The sequence below is a fragment of the Rhizobium sp. SJZ105 genome, assembly GCF_007828365.1.
Classification (GTDB): domain Bacteria; phylum Pseudomonadota; class Alphaproteobacteria; order Rhizobiales; family Rhizobiaceae; genus Agrobacterium; species Agrobacterium tumefaciens.
The window spans coordinates 629,130-647,998 of the sequence record NZ_VIUP01000001.1; the positions used below are offsets into that span (position 1 = coordinate 629,130).

Annotated in this window: 14 protein-coding genes; all 14 read right to left on the reverse strand. The window is 58.5% G+C overall.

Features of this window, described 5'->3' with window-relative positions:
* The 14 genes from dnaE to nuoH all read right to left on the reverse strand — a co-directional run bounded on the left by dnaE (position 1) and on the right by nuoH (position 18,863).
* Positions 1 to 3,501 carry a DNA polymerase III subunit alpha gene (dnaE, locus tag FB593_RS03160; protein ID WP_111799016.1) on the reverse strand — a complete coding sequence of 1,167 codons (3,501 nt, stop codon included), beginning with the start codon at positions 3,499 to 3,501 and terminating at the stop codon, positions 1 to 3.
* 483 nt (positions 3,502 to 3,984) lie between these two features.
* Entirely contained in the window at positions 3,985 to 4,668 is a 684-nt protein-coding gene (locus FB593_RS03170; RefSeq protein WP_145166321.1) for an ABC transporter ATP-binding protein, read from the reverse strand.
* A gap of 15 nt (positions 4,669 to 4,683) precedes the next feature.
* Positions 4,684 to 5,991 carry a lipoprotein-releasing ABC transporter permease subunit gene (locus FB593_RS03175; RefSeq protein WP_003512696.1) on the reverse strand — a complete coding sequence of 436 codons (1,308 nt, stop codon included), beginning with the start codon at positions 5,989 to 5,991 and terminating at the stop codon, positions 4,684 to 4,686.
* 122 nt (positions 5,992 to 6,113) lie between these two features.
* Positions 6,114 to 7,436 (reverse strand): proline--tRNA ligase, encoded by a 1,323-nt coding sequence (gene proS, locus FB593_RS03180; RefSeq protein WP_019565481.1) that lies wholly within the window; start codon positions 7,434 to 7,436, stop codon positions 6,114 to 6,116.
* A 685-nt stretch (positions 7,437 to 8,121) separates the two neighbouring features.
* Entirely contained in the window at positions 8,122 to 8,427 is a 306-nt protein-coding gene (locus FB593_RS03185) for a DUF1467 family protein (RefSeq protein WP_162697977.1), read from the reverse strand.
* Positions 8,428 to 8,575: 148 nt separating this feature from the next.
* On the reverse strand, positions 8,576 to 10,243 hold the full coding sequence (locus FB593_RS03190; protein WP_003512693.1) for a ribonuclease J: 1,668 nt from the start codon (positions 10,241 to 10,243) through the stop codon (positions 8,576 to 8,578).
* Positions 10,244 to 10,450: 207 nt separating this feature from the next.
* The gene (locus FB593_RS03195; protein WP_025593259.1) at positions 10,451 to 11,191 is read right to left on the reverse strand and encodes a biotin--[acetyl-CoA-carboxylase] ligase; all 741 of its coding nucleotides are present in this window, start codon (positions 11,189 to 11,191) and stop codon (positions 10,451 to 10,453) included.
* A 26-nt stretch (positions 11,192 to 11,217) separates the two neighbouring features.
* Positions 11,218 to 12,660, reverse strand: coding sequence for an NADH-quinone oxidoreductase subunit NuoN (nuoN, locus tag FB593_RS03200; RefSeq protein WP_003512691.1), 1,443 nt, complete (start codon positions 12,658 to 12,660; stop codon positions 11,218 to 11,220).
* Positions 12,661 to 12,678: 18 nt separating this feature from the next.
* A complete protein-coding gene (locus FB593_RS03205) occupies positions 12,679 to 14,190 on the reverse strand; it encodes an NADH-quinone oxidoreductase subunit M (RefSeq protein WP_013635953.1) in 1,512 nt (503 codons plus the stop codon).
* A complete protein-coding gene (gene nuoL, locus FB593_RS03210) occupies positions 14,190 to 16,187 on the reverse strand; it encodes an NADH-quinone oxidoreductase subunit L (protein ID WP_013635952.1) in 1,998 nt (665 codons plus the stop codon). The genes FB593_RS03205 and nuoL overlap by 1 nt, the downstream gene beginning before the upstream one ends.
* A 7-nt stretch (positions 16,188 to 16,194) precedes the next feature.
* The gene (nuoK, locus tag FB593_RS03215) at positions 16,195 to 16,503 is read right to left on the reverse strand and encodes an NADH-quinone oxidoreductase subunit NuoK (protein WP_003496445.1); all 309 of its coding nucleotides are present in this window, start codon (positions 16,501 to 16,503) and stop codon (positions 16,195 to 16,197) included.
* Between the two features lie 29 nt (positions 16,504 to 16,532).
* Positions 16,533 to 17,147 carry an NADH-quinone oxidoreductase subunit J gene (locus FB593_RS03220; protein ID WP_003512680.1) on the reverse strand — a complete coding sequence of 205 codons (615 nt, stop codon included), beginning with the start codon at positions 17,145 to 17,147 and terminating at the stop codon, positions 16,533 to 16,535.
* A gap of 141 nt (positions 17,148 to 17,288) precedes the next feature.
* Positions 17,289 to 17,780 carry an NADH-quinone oxidoreductase subunit NuoI gene (gene nuoI, locus FB593_RS03225; protein WP_003512679.1) on the reverse strand — a complete coding sequence of 164 codons (492 nt, stop codon included), beginning with the start codon at positions 17,778 to 17,780 and terminating at the stop codon, positions 17,289 to 17,291.
* Positions 17,781 to 17,816: 36 nt separating this feature from the next.
* Positions 17,817 to 18,863 carry an NADH-quinone oxidoreductase subunit NuoH gene (gene nuoH, locus FB593_RS03230; RefSeq protein ID WP_013635951.1) on the reverse strand — a complete coding sequence of 349 codons (1,047 nt, stop codon included), beginning with the start codon at positions 18,861 to 18,863 and terminating at the stop codon, positions 17,817 to 17,819.
* Between the last annotated feature and the right edge of the window lie 6 nt (positions 18,864 to 18,869).

Here is an 18,869-nt window from a genome sequence, read left to right on the forward strand (position 1 = left end):
TCACACCAGCTCCACATCAACAACGCCGGGGGCGGAGCGAAGTGCGGCGGCGATCTCAGGGGAAATACGATATTTCTCCGTCAGCTCCACCTCGATCTCACGGCTCCCCTCGTCCTTGATGACGATGAAATAAACCGATCCGTCACCTTTGGTATTGAGGTGGCGGGCGACGGTTTTCAGCGGGCCTGAATCGCGCACATAAACCCGCAACGCCTTTTGCATTTGGACGGATTTTTCCTCGAGCGATTGCGCCGTCTGGATGCGAAGACCGATGCCTTCCGGGCGCTCTTCCGCCTGCACGGTGATAACAAGCGATTTGCCCACCTCGAGCAGATCGCGAAACTGGGCAAGCCCTTCGGAAAACAACACCGCCTCATATTGGCCGGAGGCATCGGAGAAGGTGACGATACCCATCTTGTTGCCGGTCCGGGTCTTGCGTTCCTGCTTGCCGGTGACGGTGCCGGCCAGACGCCCGGCGGTCGCACCCTGTTTCACTGCGGCGGAAAAATCGGCGAAATTCTGCACCCGCAACTTTTCCAATACAGGGCGGTAGGTATCGAGCGGATGTGCGGTCAGGTAAAAACCGAGCACCTGATATTCGCGCAGCAGTTTTTCCGAGGCGAGCCACGGCTGGAACGCAGGCAGGATGAGCTTTTCCGGACCGCTTGCGCCGCCGGAGCCGAACATGTCCGACTGGCCGGTGACGCGGCTTTCCTGCGCGCGTTGCGAATAACCGATAATGCGGTCCAGCCCGCCGATCATCTCGGCGCGGTCGCGGCCAAAACAATCGAAACCGCCAGCGTTGATGAGGCTTTCGAGCACACGCCGGTTGATCTGCTTCGGATCGATGCGCAGGCAGAAATCCTCCAGGCTCGCAAATGGCTTGCCGTCGCGCACGGTAACGATGTGTTCCACCGCGCCCTCGCCCACGCCCTTGATGGCGGCTAGCGAATAATAGATGCGGTTCTCACCCGTCTCGAACTGCCGGAAGGACGTCTGCACCGAAGGTGCCACGACCTCTATACCGAGACGGCTGGCATCCTGGCGGAAATCATTGAGTTTTTCCGTGTTGGCCATATCCAGCGTCATGGAGGCAGCGAGGAACTCCACCGGATAATGCGCCTTCATATAGGCGGTCTGATAGGACACAATGGCGTAAGCGGCGGCGTGGCTCTTGTTGAAGCCGTAATTGGCAAATTTCGCCAGAAGGTCGAAGATGGTGTTGGCCTGAGGCTTCGACACGCTGTTTCTGATCGCGCCGTCCACGAAGCGCTCGCGCTGCTGGTCCATCTCCTCCTTGATCTTCTTGCCCATGGCGCGGCGCAGAAGATCGGCTTCGCCGAGCGAATAACCTGACAGAACCTGGGCGATCTGCATCACCTGTTCCTGATAGACGATAACGCCCTGCGTTTCCTTCAGGAGATGGTCGATGGTGGGGTGGATCGACTCCAGCTCCTCCTCGCCATGCTTGCGGGCATTGTAGACCGGAATGTTTTCCATCGGACCCGGACGATAAAGCGCCACCAGCGCAATGATGTCCTCGATGCAGTCCGGGCGCATGCCGATAAGCGCCTTGCGCATGCCGGCACTTTCCACCTGGAACACGCCGATGGTTTCGCCGCGTGACAACATCTCGTAGGTTTTGGCGTCGTCCAGCGGAATTGCGGCGAGATCCACCTTGATGCCGCGTTTGGCAACGAAATCGACGGCAACCTTCAGCACCGTCAGCGTCTTCAGACCGAGAAAGTCGAATTTGACGAGGCCGGCGCTTTCCACCCACTTCATGTTGAACTGGGTAACCGGCATGTCGGAGCGCGGATCGCGATACATCGGCACCAGCTTCGACAGCGGCCGGTCACCAATGACGATACCGGCAGCATGGGTCGAGGCGTGACGGTAAAGCCCCTCGATCTTCTGGGCGATATCCAGAAGTCGGGCAACGACGGGTTCCTTGTCCGCCTCTTCCTGCAGGCGCGGCTCTTCCTCGATCGCTTTTGACAGCGGCGTCGGATTGGCCGGGTTGTTGGGGACCAGCTTGCAGATCTTGTCCACCTGTCCATAGGGCATTTCCAGCACGCGGCCGACGTCGCGCAATGCCGCGCGCGCCTGCAACGAACCGAAGGTAATGATCTGCGCCACCTGCTCGCGGCCATATTTGCGCTGCACGTAGCGGATCACCTCTTCGCGGCGGTCCTGGCAGAAGTCGATATCGAAGTCGGGCATCGACACGCGTTCGGGATTGAGGAAGCGTTCGAACAGCAGCGAGAAGCGCAGAGGATCGACATCGGTGATGGTCAGCGCATAGGCCACGAGCGAGCCTGCACCCGATCCGCGGCCGGGGCCGACTGGAATATCCTGCTGCTTGGCCCATTTGATGAAGTCCGCAACGATCAGGAAGTAACCGGGAAAACCCATGCGTTCGATAACGCCAAGCTCGAAATCCAGCCTGTCGCGATATTCCTGCTCTGTGTAGCCAGGTGCCATGCCGAGGGCCGCAAGGCGAAGATCAAGACCTTCGACGGCCTGACGGCGAAGCTCTTCGGCCTCTGCCCGTTGCGCCGCTTCGGGATCGTCGCTGGCACCGGTGAAGCGCGGCAGGATCGGCCCACGCTTCTTCAGCACATAAGAACACCGCATTGCGATTTCGACGGTGTTTTCCAGTGCCTCCGGAAGGTCGGCAAACAGCTCCGCCATCTCCTCACGGCTTTTCATATAATGGTCGGGGGTCAGGCGGAACCGGCTGTCATCCGAAACGATGGCGTTATGCGCCACCGCCATCAATGCATCATGCGCCTCATAATCGGCCCTCGAAGGGAAGAAGGCCTCGTTGGTGGCGACCAGCGGAATATCATGTTCATAAGCAAGTCCAATCATACGCCGCTCATGGACGCGGTCGAAACCGGACTGACGCTGCAATTCGATATAAAGCTTGTCACCGAAGAGTGATTTCAGCGCCAGCAGGCGTTCTCTCGCCTGCGCCGTATGCCCTTCCTTCAGAGCCATATCCACCGGACCACCGGAGGCACCCGTCAGAACGATCAGCCCGGCATTGGAGGCCTCCTCCAGCCATGCACGGGTAATATGCACGGACTGGCCACCGCTTTCGCCCTCCAGATAGGCGCGGCTGATAAGGTCCACCAGCCGCTCGTACCCTCCGGCATCAGCCGCGAGCAGCACGATGGCTGGAAGCTTGGCAAGGTGGCTGTTGTGATTGCGGCGATCATCCACCGCATCCTGCATGTCGATCGACACCTGACAGCCGATAATCGGCTGCAAGCCCTCATCACGCGCCTTTTCGGAAAACTCCAGCGCGACGAAAAGATTGTTGGTGTCGGTAATGGCTATGGCCGGCTGGCCGTCTGCAACGGCCTTGGACATGATTTTCTTGAGGGGTAAAGCCCCCTCAAGCAGGGAGTAAGCGGAGTGAACCCGCAGATGGACGAAACCGGGTGTTTTCAGCGTTTCGCCAGAGGTCTCTCCACGCGTAACCGTCTCGCCCATATCGTCATCCTGTCATTCTGAATCGAGGGGGCGATTTTCCGATTTTCGGCCTTCAAAGTCCACCGCCTTTCGGCGTCTATACAGGCTTCTGCGCCGGTGTGCCCTTCACAGGGCAGTGAGGATCACCGAAAAGCTGGCGACGAACACAGCGATGGAGGCGAAAGCGGCAACGTCACGGATGAAATCAGTCATTGGTCTCTCCTTACTCGTTATGTTCTAACTTTGTTCTCATTTTGTTCGATTGTCAACAGGCTTTTATTGATAGTCTCCTTGCTAACGCGGCAGAATCGGCTGCGGTTCCACCTTCGTGAATGGCAAGCCACTGACTCCAAAGCAAAAAAACCCGGAGGCAAAAACACCTCCGGGTTCGTGAAAATTCAATTGTGGAAGGACGAGTGGCTTCGCGGGAAACCTGAACGTAGACAGACTCAGCCGCAGAAAAGATCGCAAAGGCGGCGCTATGGTCGCCTTACTGCATCACGATCAGAAGTCTACGATCTTGCCGTCTGCAAGCGTCACGCGGCGGTCCATGCGGTTGGCAAGCTCGTGATTATGGGTGGCGATCAGTGCGGCAAGGCCGGACTGGCGCACCAGCGCTTCCAGCGCATCGAACACGTAATGCGCGGTCTCGGGATCGAGATTGCCGGTCGGCTCGTCGGCGAGAAGCAGGAGCGGTGCGTTGGCAACGGCACGCGCGATCGCCACACGTTGCTGTTCACCGCCGGAAAGCTCAGCAGGGCGATGTTCGCCGCGATGGCCGACCCGCATGTAATCGAGCAGCGCGCTCGCACGCTTGCGGGCCTCGCCCTGCGTCAAACCGGCGATGAGCTGCGGCATCATCACATTCTCCACCGCCGTGAACTCCGGCAGCAGATGATGGAACTGGTAGACAAAACCGATGTCGCTGCGGCGGATCGCCGTGCGCTTTTCATCCGGCAGACCATTGCAGGGCGCGTCATTGATGAAGACCTCGCCAGCATCCGGATGCTCGAGAAGCCCGGCGAGATGCAGCAGCGTGGATTTTCCGGTGCCCGAGGGGGCAACAAGCGCCACCATCTCACCACTCTTCAACTCGAAATCGGCCTTGCGCAGAATGGAGAGCGACGTCTCGCCCTGACCATAGGTCCTCTCGACGCCGGCAAGCCGCAGCACTGATTTTTTTGCCATATTGTGAAGCGGTCCTTATTCGTAACGCAGGGCCTGCACCGGATCGAGCTTGGAAGCCCGCCATGCCGGAAAGATGGTTGCCAGGAAAGAAAGCGTCAGCGCCATGATGACGACGGTAATGGTCTCGCTGATATCCATTTCGGCCGGAAGCTGGCTGAGGAAATAGAGCTGCGGATCAAACAGCACCGTGCCCGATACCCAGGAGAAGAACTGCCGGATGGATTCCACATTGAGGCAGACGATGACGCCAAGTGCCACACCGGCGAATGTGCCGACGGTACCGATGGCAGCTCCCGTCATGAAGAAGATACGCATGACGGCGCCGGAACTGGCGCCCATGGTGCGCAGAATGGCGATATCGCTGCCCTTGTCCTTCACTAGCATGATGAGGCCGGAAATGATGTTGAGCGCCGCTACCAGAACGATGAGCGTCAGTATCATGAACATCACGTTTCTTTCCACCTGCAGGGCGGAAAAGAAGGTCTGGTTGCGCTGTCTCCAGTCGGTGATATAGATCTGCCGCTCAGCTGCCTGCTCCACCAGCGGGCGGATGCCGTCTACATTGTCGGGGCGACTGACGTAAAGCTCGATTGATTGCACCAGGCCTTCGGCATTGAAATAAAGCTGGGCTTCGGACAGCGGCATATAGATCATCGACGCATCATATTCCGACATGCCGATCTCGAAGACGCCCGAAATCTTGTAGGATTTGACGCGCGGGTTGACACCCATCGGCGTCACATCGCCTTCAGGCGAAATGAGGGTGATATCGTCGCCCGCCGTCACGCCAAGCTGTGCGGCAAGCCTTGAGCCAACCAGAACCCCGTCGCCCGCCATGAAGCCGACGAGATCGCCGGTTTTGACGTTGGTGGCGACTTCCTTGATCTTGTCGATATCGTCCTGGCGAACGCCGCGCACGAGCGCACCGGAGCCGGCGCCACCGCGACCGGAGGCCAATGTCTGCCCCTCTACCAGCGGCAGGGCCATCGTCACGCCCGGAATGGCGGAGAACTTCTTCGCCAGCTCATCGTAATTGTTGAAGGGCTGGTCGATCGGCTGGACGATCATATGGCCGTTGATGCCGAGAATGCGCGAAATCAGCTCGGTGCGAAAACCGTTCATGACAGCCATGACGATGATAAGCGTCGCGACGCCCAGCATGATGCCGACGAAGGAAAAGCCGGCGATGACGGATATGAACGCTTCCTTGCGCCGCGACCGCAGATAGCGCCAGGCCACCATGCGCTCGAAAGCAGAAAACGGCCGGGCGGTCCTTTCCCGGGCGGAAGGAGCCGCACCCTTGTCAGCCTCGGCTTTTGCCATGTCGTCTCCCTGATCTGAACTTGAAAGGCCGGTTTTCACAAAAAACCGACCCCTGATCTTGATCTCATAAAGCTGGAGCGGATTTCAGGCGAAAACCGCTCGTCACTTTCACCATTTCGCGCTTAGCCAAGCACCCTGTTCATTGCCGCTTCGATTGTGACGGTTTCACGGTCGCCGGTCTTGCGATCCTTCACCTCGACTTCACCGTTCGCTGCCGAACGTGGGCCGACGATGATCTGCATCGGCACGCCGATCAGGTCAGCAGTCGCGAACTTCTGGCCCGCGCGGTCGTCCGTATCGTCATAAAGAACATCCTTGCCGGCATTGGAGAGCGAGTAATACAGCTTTTCGCACGCCGCATCACAGGCTGCGTCACCTGCCTTCATGTTGATAATCACGACATCGAAAGGAGCGACCGAAGCCGGCCAGATGATTCCGTTTTCGTCATGCGATGCTTCAATGATGGCGGGAACAAGGCGTGTCGGGCCAATGCCGTAGGACCCCATGTGAACGGGGTGTTCCTTGCCATCAGCACCCTGCACCTTGGCGCCCATCGGCTCGGAATATTTGGTGCCGAAATAGAAGATGTGGCCGACTTCGATGCCGCGCGCGGAAAGGCGCTCGCCGTCGGGAATGGCGTCATAAGCAGCTTCGTCGTGCATTTCCGAGGTGGCGGCATAGTCGGCCGTCCATTCGTCGAAAACGCCCTGAAGGGCTGCGACGTCGTCGAAGTTGGTATCATCGGCGGGGATGGCGCGGTCGAGGAAGCTCTTGTGGCAGAAGACTTCGGATTCGCCGGTATCGGCCAGAATGATGAATTCGTGGCTGTGATTGCCGCCAATCGGGCCGGTATCGGCACGCATGGGAATGGCGCGCAGGCCAAGGCGCTCAAAGGTGCGCAGGTAAGCCACGAACATCTTGTTATAGGAGTGGATCGCGTCTTCCTTGGTGAGATCGAAGGAATAGGCATCCTTCATCAAAAACTCGCGCGAGCGCATGGTGCCGAAACGGGGGCGCACCTCGTCGCGGAACTTCAGCTGAATATGATAGAGGTTCAGCGGCAGGTTCTTGTAGGATTTCACATAGGACCGGAAGATGTCAGTGATCATCTCCTCGTTAGTGGGGCCATACAGCATCTGGCGGTCCTGACGGTCCTTGATGCGCAGCATTTCCTTGCCGTAATCGTCATAACGGCCGCTCTCCTGCCACAGCTCAGCGGTCTGCAGCGTCGGCATCAGAAGCTCGATCGCGCCCGAGCGGTCTTGCTCTTCGCGGATGATCCTGTTGACCTTGTCCAGAACGCGCTTGCCGAGCGGTAGCCAGGAATAGATGCCAGCCGATTGCTGCCGGATCATGCCCGCACGCAGCATGAGGCGATGGGAGACAATCTCCGCTTCCTTGGGGTTTTCCTTCAGGATGGGCATGAAATAACGGCTGAGACGCATGACGACTTCCATTGGTATGGGCAACAACACGCAAAGGCGCGGGAATCGCCCCGAATAGAGGGATATTGGCGCCGTACATAGCTGTTTCTGACCAAGAAGAAAACCCGCCATGCAAAGACCTGCCTAGGCGATTTCGTGGCATTTTCGCGATAGCTAATTCGCGTCAAAACGCTTTGGCCGGAATATTATTCTTGATCCGGTGCGACAAATTGCACCACAGGGAATTTTTTGCCGACTGTAACAAATATGCAAAAAATGAGATGACAAGCATGGGTGATTGGGCTAACTTTAGCTCACAAAAGAGGCAGGAAGTCTAAATTCTTGCCGTTTTCGCGGTCAGTCTTGGGAGGATTCGATCTTAGGCGCGCTTGTCGCTGCCCCGGTAACGGTTACAGATCACGCGAAACCTGAAAAACAAGGCTGAAATGCCTTGTTTTTTTTTGATTCCGGCGAAGTTCACAACCCCGAATGCTTATTCCGGTAAAATTGTGACAGCGAATTGCCCGCCAGACACTCTCATGGTGTGTGCACGACTGATATGACATCCATGTGACAGCACTGGCGCATCTTTTGGCGACCGTTCATAAAACGGCAGCACGGCTTATGTTGCCTTAAATCGCATCACGAAGCCCGCCACGCTGCAAATTCTACGGCGCGCTTAATCCTGGCGCGTGGGTGAAGTGCTTCAGTCGAAAACCGGGATAATTCTCGGAAGGTCGTCCATGCTGACGCCCAACCACCAGGTTACGCCGTACCAGAGCCCGCAGATCAAAGCCGATATCAGCGTTGTCCACAACACGATGCGCCCTCCCCTGAACCTTGACGGGGCGCTTGCAACCGTGCCGATCGCCACATCGCCGTCTTCCTCCTGGGTGCGAAGGCCCATCGGCAGCACAACGAAAAGCACCGTCCACCAGACGATGAAATAAATGGCGAAGACCGAAAGAAGCGGCATGACGTCCTCCTGCGTGATGCGCCCCTTGTAACGCATTCATCCGCGAACCGGAATCACTTCCCTGCAAGATGTGTAAAAAGCTGCAAGAGAGGAGAAGGAACGATCGCGGACAGCGATTGCGTCATGTCCGAGATGGTCCGGACATGACGGGGCGTGACGGTTTGAAAACCCGGGATTTTCCGGTTCAGACCTTGGTGACGAAAACCGTCACGATCGGCTTCTTGCCCCATGCCTGATTGGCAGCGGCGCGTACGGCGCGGCGCACTGACTCGCGCAGCAGCGCAAGGTCCTTGCGGCGGGCCCGGGGGATGCTTTCCACGGCGCCGAGTACGGCGTCATAGAGCGTATCTTCCATGTCCTCGCCCTCATCATCGAATTCCGGCAGGCCGAAAGGTACGACATCGGGATCTCCGAGGAAGTCGTAGCGGCTGTCCAGCAGCACATTGACGGAGACGTGGCCGGCGAAGGAAAGCTTGCGGCGGTTGCTGATCCCCATCTCGTCGAGGTCACCGATGAGGTTGCCGTCCTTGAAGACGCGGCCGTGCGGTGCGTCGTTGATGACTTCCGCAGGACCAGGCGCCAGACGCAGAATGTTGCCGTTACGAACCTTCGGCACCTGCGAAATGCCGGCCTGTTCAGCCAGTTCCTTCTGCGCCACCAGATGCGCCGCCTCGCCATGCACCGGTACCAGGATTTGCGGCTTGGTCCATTCGTACATCCTCAGAAGTTCGTTACGGCGGGGATGGCCGGAGACATGCACCAAAGCCTCATTGTCGGTAACGATATGGATGCCCTGCTCTATCAGGCCGTTCTTGATCTCGATGATCGCCTTTTCGTTGCCCGGAATGGCGCGCGAGGAAAATACTACCGTATCACCGGCAGCCAGCGCCACATTACGCATCTCATCGCGCGAAAGCTTGGCAAGGGCTGCCCGCGGCTCGCCCTGCGAACCCGTGAGAATGACGACCACCTTGTTGCGCGGAATATAGCCGTATTCGTCTTCAGCCAGGAACGGCTTGATACCTTCCATGATGCCGAGATCCTGCGAAACGTTGACGACGCGCTTCAGCGACGAGCCGAGCAGCAGCACTTCGCGTCCGGCAGCTTCCGCAGCCTGCGCGATGGAGCGGATACGGCCTACATTGGAGGAGAAGGTGGTGATGGCCACGCGACCCTCGGCATTTTCAATGATCTGGCGCAGCCCCTCAGACACTTCGTGCTCCGAAGGCGATACGCCGTCACGCAGCGAGTTGGTGCTGTCGCACATCAACGCCAGCACGCCCTCCTCGCCGATGGCGCGGAAACGCGCCTCATCCGTCAACGGACCGAGAGACGGCGCCTCGTCAATCTTCCAGTCGCCCGTGTGGATGACATTGCCAAGCGGTGTGCGGATGACCAGCGACATCGGCTCGGGGATCGAATGGTTGACGCCGACGGCCTCGATTTCGAACGGGCCGACATTGATGCGATCACCCGCCTTGAACGGGGTGATTGGAATTTCGGCACGGCTGCCCTCGTAGGCGCGCTTTGCCTCCAGCATGCCGGCGGTGAAACCCGAGGCATAGACGGGCACGTTGAGGCCCGGCCACAGATCGTTCAGCGCGCCGTAGTGATCCTCATGGGCGTGGGTGATGATGATGCCTTTGAGGTTCTTCTTCTGCTCGGCGATATAGCTGATATCGGGCAGAACCAGATCGACACCAGGCAGATCGAGACCGGCAAAGGTAACGCCGCAATCCACCATGATCCATTGACGCTTGCTTTCCGGACCGTAGCCGTACAGCGCCAGATTCATGCCGATTTCGCCGACGCCGCCAAGCGGCAGAAATACCAGTTCGTCCTGTTTAGTCATTGTTCTTCTTATCCATTCACGAGAGCGCGCTGGCGACGGCAATATGCCGCGCCCAGCCGCCCGTTTAACAGCATCGGACCTGAAACATCATCTGATCGACCGGGCCGATGCGGAGCCGGTCTGTCACCCTGCTTTTCATGAGCAGCAGGAAAGCTCCAACCTGTGGGAAGAGGTTCGGCGCGGGTCTTTGAAGACACGCCGTCCACCTCATCCAAAAAACACGTCGCCGGCGGCGATGGAGCGCCTTGTGCCCTCATCCTCATCCAGCAGCAGATAACCATTATCATCAATTCCAACGAAACGCCCGCCGATCGAGCGATCCGGAAAATTGACGGTGATATGTTCGCCGATACCGCAGGCAGCCGCCCGCCATCCGGCCATGACACCGGAAACGCCCCTGCCCTCATCCCAGCTTTGCAGCACATCCGCTGTCTCGCGGAAGAGATGCGCGAACAGCTCGTCGGGGGAGCACGACGCCCCGTGTTCGGACAGCATGGTGACGGGATAAAGCGGATTTTCAGGCTTGTGGGCGATATTGATGCCGATGCCGATGACGATGGCGCGGCGTCCATCCGGCAGAAGTTCGGCTTCCATCAGAATGCCGCAGGTCTTCCGGCGCCCGATCAGCACGTCATTCGGCCATTTTATCTCTAGCGGTTCGCCACCGGTCGGTAACACAGCGCGAATGGCGCGGTAGACGGCGAGCGCAAAGGCAAGCGGCAATGAACCGATGCGGTCCATTGGCGCGGGATCGATGAGAAGAAGCGAAGCGTAGAGATTGCCTGGTTCAGACACCCAAGGCCGGCCGCGGCGACCGCGCCCGCCAGTCTGGCGGATGGCGGTGATCCACAGATTGCCGCCATCGCCTGCCCTTGCCCGGGCGAAACATTCTATGTTGGTCGATGGCGTTTCCGCCATCGCCTCGTGCCGGAAGTCATCGATGGACATCCGGCCCGTATGCTTGTGCGTATTGCTCAAAAGAACGTCTTTGCCGCAACCGTGACTGCATTACCGAGCGCACCACCGAAGACGATGAAAGCGACGACGAACAGTCCAGAGAGCGCATAAACGATTTTCAGTTCGCCAGCTGGACGCTCGAAGCTGCCCTTGGCTTCATCGAACCACATGACCTTGACGACGCGGATATAATAATACGCACCGACAACCGAGCCGATCACACCGATGACGGCAAGCGGATAGAGTTTGGCTTCGATGGCAGCAAGGAAGACGTAGTACTTGCCGAAGAATCCGGCGAGCGGCGGAATGCCGGCAAGCGAGAACATCAGGATCGTCAGAACAACTGCCATGAAGGGGTTGGTCGACGAAAGCCCGGCCAGATCCTCGACATTTTCGACATTGCCGATTTCCTTGCGGCGCATGGAGAGAATGCAGGCGAAGGTGCCGAGCGTCATGACCATGTAGATGGTCATGTAGAGAATGACGCCCGAGATACCGGCCTCGGTGCCCGCCGCAAGACCAACCAGCGCGTAACCCATGTGACCGATGGAAGAATAGGCCATCAGGCGCTTGATGTTCTTCTGGCCGATTGCCGCGAACGAGCCGAGCAGCATGGAAGCGATGGAGATGAAGACGACGATCTGCTGCCAGTCGGCAAAGACCGGCTGGAAAGCGTCAACAACGATGCGAACGAAGATCGCCATGGCGCCGATCTTGGGAGCGGCAGACAGGAAGGCCGTGACCGGTGTCGGCGCACCCTCATAAACATCAGGCGTCCACATGTGGAACGGCACGGCCGAAATCTTGAATGCCAGACCGGCAAGAACAAAAACCAGACCGAAGACGAGGCCCAGCGAACGGGTCTCCGCCGTTAGAACCTGGGCGATTTCGGTAAAGCCGGTATTGCCGGTAAAGCCGTAAACCAGCGACATGCCGTAAAGCAGCATGCCCGAGGAGAGCGCACCGAGAACGAAATATTTCAGGCCCGCTTCGGTGGAGCGAAGGCTTTCCCGGTTGATGGCGCAGACGACGTAGAGCGCAAGCGACTGCAGCTCCAGCGCCATATAGAGCGAGATCAGGTTGTTGGCCGAAATCATCAGCAGGATGCCGAGCGTCGCCAGAACCAGAAGGACCGGATATTCGAACCGGCCGACCGGCTCAAAACGGCTCTGGCCGACAGAAAGGATCATGGCGGTGATCGAGCCGATCAGCGCCAGCACCTTCATGAAGTTGCCGAAGGCATCGGCGACGTAAACGCCGCCGAAAGCCACACCCGAAGCGGGCGCAAAGACGATCCAGAGACCGACGACGAGCAGCAGGGCCACGGAGAGGCCCGTGACCGTCGTTGTCGACTTGTCGCCCGAGAAGACGCCAATCATGAGCAGCGCCAGCGCGCCGACCGCTAGGATCAGCTCGGGCGTCGCGATGTGCAGACTGGCAAAAAGAATTTCAGCGGTCATGTCCAACGGGTCCTGTCGTCAATTCATAGAAAGCGCAACATTTTGCGCCGCCTGCAATGCAGCCGTATAGTTGTTTACCAGAAGATCGACCGAAGCGGCTGTCGCATCGAAAACCGGAGCCGGATAGACGCCGAAGAAGATCGTCAGCGCAACCAGCGGATAAAGGATGACCTTTTCGCGGGTTGACAGATCGAGCATCGATTTCAGGCTTTCCTTCTCAAGCGCACCGAAAATCACGCGGCGGTAAAGCCACAGCGCGTAAGCGGCCGAGAGGATGACGCCGGTTGCCGCAAACAGCGCGACCAGCGTGTTGGCGCGGAATACGCCGATCAGCGTCAGGAATTCACCAACGAAGCCGGAGGTGCCGGGCAGACCGACATTGGCCATGGTGAAGATCATGAAGGCGACGGCATATTTCGGCATGTTGTTCACGAGACCGCCATAGGCAGAGATCTCACGGGTATGCAGCCGATCGTAAACGACGCCGACGCAGAGGAAGAGCGCGCCCGACACGATGCCGTGCGACAGCATCTGGAAGATTGCGCCCTGCACGCCCTGCACATTGGCCGCGAAGATGCCCATGGTCACGTAACCCATGTGGGCGACGGAGGAATAGGCGATCAGCTTCTTGATGTCGTCCTGCATCATCGCCACCAGCGAGGTGTAGATAATGGCGAGAACCGACAGCGTGAAGACGAAGGGTGCGAAATAGTCCGACGCCAAGGGGAACATCGATAGCGAGAAACGGATGAAACCGTAACCGCCAAGCTTCAGCATGACGCCTGCCAGAATGACGGAACCCGCGGTCGGCGCCTGCACGTGCGCATCCGGCAGCCAGGTGTGCACCGGCCACATCGGCATCTTGACCGAGAATGCCGCGAAACAGGCAAGCCATAGCCACGTCTGCATGCCGGCCGGGAAGCCGTATTTCAGCAATTCCGTCATATCGGTCGTGCCGGACTGCCAGTACATCGCCATGATGGCGAGCATGGTCAGAACCGAGCCAAGCAGCGTGTAGAGGAAGAACTTGTAGGATGCGTAGACGCGATCCTTGCCGCCCCAGACGCCGATGATGATGAACATCGGGATCAGCGTTGCTTCGAAGAAGACGTAGAAAAGAACGGTATCCAGCGCCACGAAGACGCCGATCATGACGACTTCCAGAAGCAGGAAGGCGATCATGTATTCCTTGATGCGCTTTTCAACCGACTGCCAGCTTGCCAGCACGCAGAAAGGCATGAGGAAGGTGGTGAGGATGACGAACAGCATGGAGATGCCGTCGACGCCCAGATGATAGGCGGCGATGTTGCCGAACCATGCGTGTTTCTCCACCATCTGGAAACCGGGGTTCGAATTATCGAAGCCGATCCAGACGAACAGCGACACCAGGAAGGTGAAAACGGTCGTCAGCAGCGAGACGTTGAGAATGTTGCGGCGACCGTAAGGGCCGTTCTCATTGGTCAGCAGCAAGAGCACCACGCCGACGAGCGGCAGAAAGGTGACCGTTGAAAGAATTGGCCAATCGGTCATCAAAACGCACTCCCGAGCATCATCCAGGTGACAAGCGCCGCGATGCCGATCAGCATCGCAAAGGCATAGTGATAAAGGTAACCGGATTGCAGGCGGACCATGCGGTTGGTCACGTCAACCACACGCGCTGCAATGCCGTTCGGTCCATAATGGTCGATGACGGCCACGTCGCCCTTCTTCCACAGGAAGCGGCCAAGCGCCTTTGCGGAACGCACGAACAGGAAGTCGTAAAGCTCGTCGAAATACCACTTGTTCAAGAGGAACTGATAGAGGCCGCGATGGGTCGCTGCCAGACGCTTCGGCGTCTCCGGCGACTTGATATACATGTACCATGCGGTGACAAAACCAAGCGCCATGGCGAAGAACGGGCTCCACTTGACCCACAGCGGAACATGGTGGAACTCGTCAAGGATTTCATTTTCCGGAAGCGTGAAGAGAGCACCCTTCCAGAACTCGGCATATTCATGGCCGAAGAAATAACCTTCGAAGACAACACCGGCGAAAATCGCACCGACGGTGAGGATGAAGAGCGGGATCAGCATGACCATCGGCGATTCATGCACATGGTGCATCACGTCAGCCGAAGCGCGCGGCTTTCCGAAGAAGGTCATGAACGCCAGACGCCAGGAGTAGAAGCTGGTGAACAGCGCGGCGATGACCAGCAGCGTGAAGGCGAAACCCGACAGCACCGAATGGGACGCATAAGCGGATTCGATGATGACGTCCTTCGAGAAGAAGCCGGCAAAGCCGATCATCGTGCCCGGAATGCCCACACCTGTCAGCGCAAGCGTGCCGACGGTCATCGTCCAGAAGGTGATGGGGATATGCTTGCGCAGGCCGCCCATGTAACGCATGTCCTGCTCGCCATCGACGGCATGGATAACCGAACCGGCGCACAAGAACAGCAGTGCCTTGAAGAAGGCATGCGTGAAGAGGTGGAACACGGCCGCGCCATAAGCGCCGACGCCAAGTGCCACGAACATGTAACCGAGCTGCGAGCAGGTCGAATAGGCAATCACGCGCTTGATATCGTTCTGCACGAGACCGACGGTCGCTGCGAAGAAGGCGGTGATGGCGCCGACCAGCGTCACGACGGTGAGCGCATCATGCGACAATTCGAACAGCGGCGACATGCGGGCAACCAGGAAGACACCGGCGGTGACCATGGTTGCGGCGTGAATGAGGGCGGACACAGGGGTCGGGCCTTCCATCGCGTCCGGCAGCCAGGTGTGCAGCAGGAACTGCGCCGACTTACCCATGGCGCCCATAAAGAGCAGCAGGCAGACGCCCGTCATCGCATTGGCCTTGTCCAGCTGCATGCCGAACAGGTTGATGACGGTTTCGGTGGAAGCTGCACCTTCAGCCGGCAGATAGGTGCTCGCGGCAGCGAAGATGGTCTCAAAATTGATCGAGCCGAACAGCACGAAGACGCCTGATATGCCGAGAATGAAGCCGAAGTCCCCAACACGGTTGACGATGAACGCCTTCATGGCAGCAGCAGACGCCGAAGGCTTCTTGAACCAGAAACCGATCAGCAGGTACGACGCCAGACCAACGCCTTCCCAGCCGAAGAACATCTGCAGCAGGTTGTCGGAGGTCACCAGCATCAGCATGGCGAAGGTGAACAGCGAAAGATAGGCAAAGAAGCGCGGACGATGCGGATCGTGGTGCATGTATCCGATCGAATAGAGGTGCACCAGCGTCGAGACGGTGTTGACGACGACGAACATGACGGCCGTCAGCGTATCGATCCGGAACGCCCATTCGACGTCGATGCCGCCGGACTGGATCCAGCGCAGCACGGTGACCTTGATCACCTCGCCCGGCTCGCCATGGGCAAGCGCGACGGAGAAGAAAACGATCCACGACAGGACGGCGACCACGATCATCAGACCGGTGGTGACATATTCCGAAGCCTTGGCGCCGATCGACCGGCCAAACAGGCCGGCAATCAGGAAGCCGATCAGGGGAAGAAAGACGATAGCCTTGTAGATCATAGCCGTATCAGCCCTTCATCATATTGACGTCTTCGACAGCGATCGATCCGCGGTTGCGGTAGAAGACAACGAGTATTGCAAGACCGATGGCCGCTTCGGCGGCGGCGACGGTCAGAATGAACAGTGCGAAGACCTGGCCGACGATGTCGTTCAGGAAAGCCGAGAACGCCACCATGTTGATGTTGACCGCCAACAGGATGAGTTCGATCGACATGAGGATGACGATGACGTTCTTCCGGTTGAGGAAGATACCGAAGATGCCGATCGTGAAGAGGATCGCGCTGACCGTCAGGTAGTGGGAAAGACCGATTTCCATATTCTGTTTCCTTGGATCCGTTCGCGCCTTCAGATGCCCTGGCCCGGCTTGACCTTGACCGTGGTGACGGCGGTCTTCGGGTCACGGCCGACCTGCGTGGATATGTTCTGCCGCTTGATGTCGGTGCGGTGACGCAGCGTCAGCACGATGGCGCCGATCATGGCCACCAGCAGCACGAGACCGGCAAGCTGGAAGAAGTAGACGTAATTGGTATAGAGCACGTCGCCCAGCGCGGCCGTATTGGTGCGCACGGCCGGTGACGGGATCGGCATGGTAATCGATTTGGCGGCCTGCGGGTTGAGCACGCTGCCACCGACCACGACGATCAGTTCAGCCGCGAGGATGATACCGATCAGCGCACCGATCGGCGCATATTGCAGCACGCCGGAGCGCAGCTCCGCAAAATCCACATCCAGCATCATGACGACGAAGAGGAAGAGCACCGCCACCGCACCGACATAAACGACGAGCAGGATCATGGCGAGGAATTCGGCCCCCGTCAGCAGGAACAGCGCGGCTGCGTTGAAGAAGGTCAAAATCAGAAACAGCACCGAATGAACAGGGTTCTTCGATGCGATGACCATGAACGCAGACGCCACGGCGACGAAAGCGAATATATAAAAGAATACAGCGTGCAGACCCATGTTGGTGCCTTCTTGTCCTCATCCGGGCAAAGACCGCGCAATCGCGCGCTCTACCCGTTTCGTCCCCGCCGGCGATAACCGTGCAGGCTCTTTTACTCTTTCTTCGCTTTCCGGGGTCTCCCCCGGAAAGACGGTTGCGCCTTAACGGTAAGGCGCATCCAGTGCGAGGTTGCGCGCGATTTCACGCTCCCAGCGGTCGCCATTGTCGAGAAGCCTTTGCTTGTCGAAATAGAGCTCCTCGCGGGTTTCCGTCGCGAATTCGAAGTTCGGGCCTTCGACGATGGCATCCACCGGGCAGGCTTCCTGGCAGAAACCGCAATAGATGCACTTCACCATGTCGATGTCGTAACGCACCGTGCGACGGGTGCCGTCATTGCGGCGCGGACCGGCTTCGATGGTGATCGCCTGAGCGGGACAGATCGCCTCACACAGCTTGCAGGCGATGCAGCGCTCTTCACCGTTCGGATAACGGCGCAGCGCATGCTCGCCGCGGAAGCGCGGAGACACCGGGCCCTTTTCGAAAGGATAATTCACCGTGGCCTTCTGCTTGAAGAAGTGGCGCATCGTCAGGAAGATCGCACCGACGAACTCCTTGAGGAACAGTGAATTGACGGCTTGGGAAAGGCTGGCCATCTCAAACTCCAGATTTCTGAGCGAGGCGTACGGACATCAACCGGCCCACCCCGTCAGCTTCAATACGAATGCAACAATAACGACCATGGCGAGCGACAGCGGCAGGAATACCTTCCAGCCAAGGCGCATGAGCTGGTCATAGCGGTAACGCGGAACGAAGGCCTTCACCAGAGCGATCATGAAGAAAACCATGCAGCCCTTGAGCGCGAACCAGACAATGCCCGGAATCCAGTTCAGGAACCACACATCCACGATCGGCAGCCAGCCACCAAGGAACAGGATCGTCGTCAGGCAGCAGATCAGAACGATCGCAGCATATTCGCCGAGCATGAACATCATGTAAGGCGTCGAGCCATATTCGACCATGTGACCTGCAACCAGTTCCGATTCCGCTTCCGGAAGGTCGAAGGGCGGACGGTTGGTTTCGGCAAGGCCCGAGATGAAGAACACGATGAACATCGGGAACAGCGACAGCCAGTGCCAGTCGAGGAACGAAGCCGGCAGACCGATCATCGTGCCGAGGCCGGTACGCTGCGCCAGAACGATATCCGTGAGGTTGAGCGAGCCGACGCACAGAAGCACGGTGACGATGACGAGGCCGATCGACACTTCGTAGGACACCATCTGCGCCGCCGAACGAAGCGCGCCGAGGAACGGGTACTTCGAGTTCGAAGCCCAGCCGCCCATGATGATGCCGTACACTTCAAGCGAGGAAATCGCGAAAATGTAGAGAATGCCGACATTGATATTGGCAACGACCCAGCCATCGGCAAAGGGGATGACCGCGTAGGTGGCGAGCGCCAGCGTTACGGCAACCAGCGGCGCCAGAAGGAAGACCGCCTTGTTGGCGCCCGCCGGAATGACGGGTTCCTTCAGGATGAATTTCAAAAGGTCGGCGAAGGATTGGAACAGACCAAAGGGGCCGACGACGTTGGGCCCACGGCGCAACTGCACGGCTGCCCAGACCTTACGGTCGGCAAGCAGAAGGAAGGCGATGGCCACCAGAAGGCAAACGAGAAGCAGCAGGGACTGGCCGACCATGATCAGCGCGGGCCAGACGTAGCTCCAGAAAAACGATTCCATAATCCC

Coding starts and splice junctions, on each gene's coding strand:
- FB593_RS03220 (WP_003512680.1), bottom strand. CDS start 17,147: ATGGGTCTGCACGCTGTATTCTTTTATATATTCGCTTTCGTCGCCGTG.
- dnaE (WP_111799016.1), bottom strand. CDS start 3,501: ATGGGCGAGACGGTTACGCGTGGAGAGACCTCTGGCGAAACGCTGAAA.
- FB593_RS03170 (WP_145166321.1), bottom strand. CDS start 4,668: ATGGCAAAAAAATCAGTGCTGCGGCTTGCCGGCGTCGAGAGGACCTAT.
- nuoK (WP_003496445.1), bottom strand. CDS start 16,503: ATGGAAATCGGTCTTTCCCACTACCTGACGGTCAGCGCGATCCTCTTC.
- nuoH (WP_013635951.1), bottom strand. CDS start 18,863: ATGGAATCGTTTTTCTGGAGCTACGTCTGGCCCGCGCTGATCATGGTC.
- FB593_RS03195 (WP_025593259.1), bottom strand. CDS start 11,191: ATGTCCATCGATGACTTCCGGCACGAGGCGATGGCGGAAACGCCATCG.
- nuoI (WP_003512679.1), bottom strand. CDS start 17,780: ATGGCCAGCCTTTCCCAAGCCGTCAATTCACTGTTCCTCAAGGAGTTC.
- FB593_RS03205 (WP_013635953.1), bottom strand. CDS start 14,190: ATGACCGATTGGCCAATTCTTTCAACGGTCACCTTTCTGCCGCTCGTC.
- nuoN (WP_003512691.1), bottom strand. CDS start 12,660: ATGACCGCTGAAATTCTTTTTGCCAGTCTGCACATCGCGACGCCCGAG.
- proS (WP_019565481.1), bottom strand. CDS start 7,436: ATGCGTCTCAGCCGTTATTTCATGCCCATCCTGAAGGAAAACCCCAAG.
- FB593_RS03185 (WP_162697977.1), bottom strand. CDS start 8,427: ATGCGTTACAAGGGGCGCATCACGCAGGAGGACGTCATGCCGCTTCTT.
- FB593_RS03175 (WP_003512696.1), bottom strand. CDS start 5,991: ATGGCAAAAGCCGAGGCTGACAAGGGTGCGGCTCCTTCCGCCCGGGAA.
- FB593_RS03190 (WP_003512693.1), bottom strand. CDS start 10,243: ATGACTAAACAGGACGAACTGGTATTTCTGCCGCTTGGCGGCGTCGGC.
- nuoL (WP_013635952.1), bottom strand. CDS start 16,187: ATGATCTACAAGGCTATCGTCTTTCTTCCCCTGATCGGCTTCCTGATT.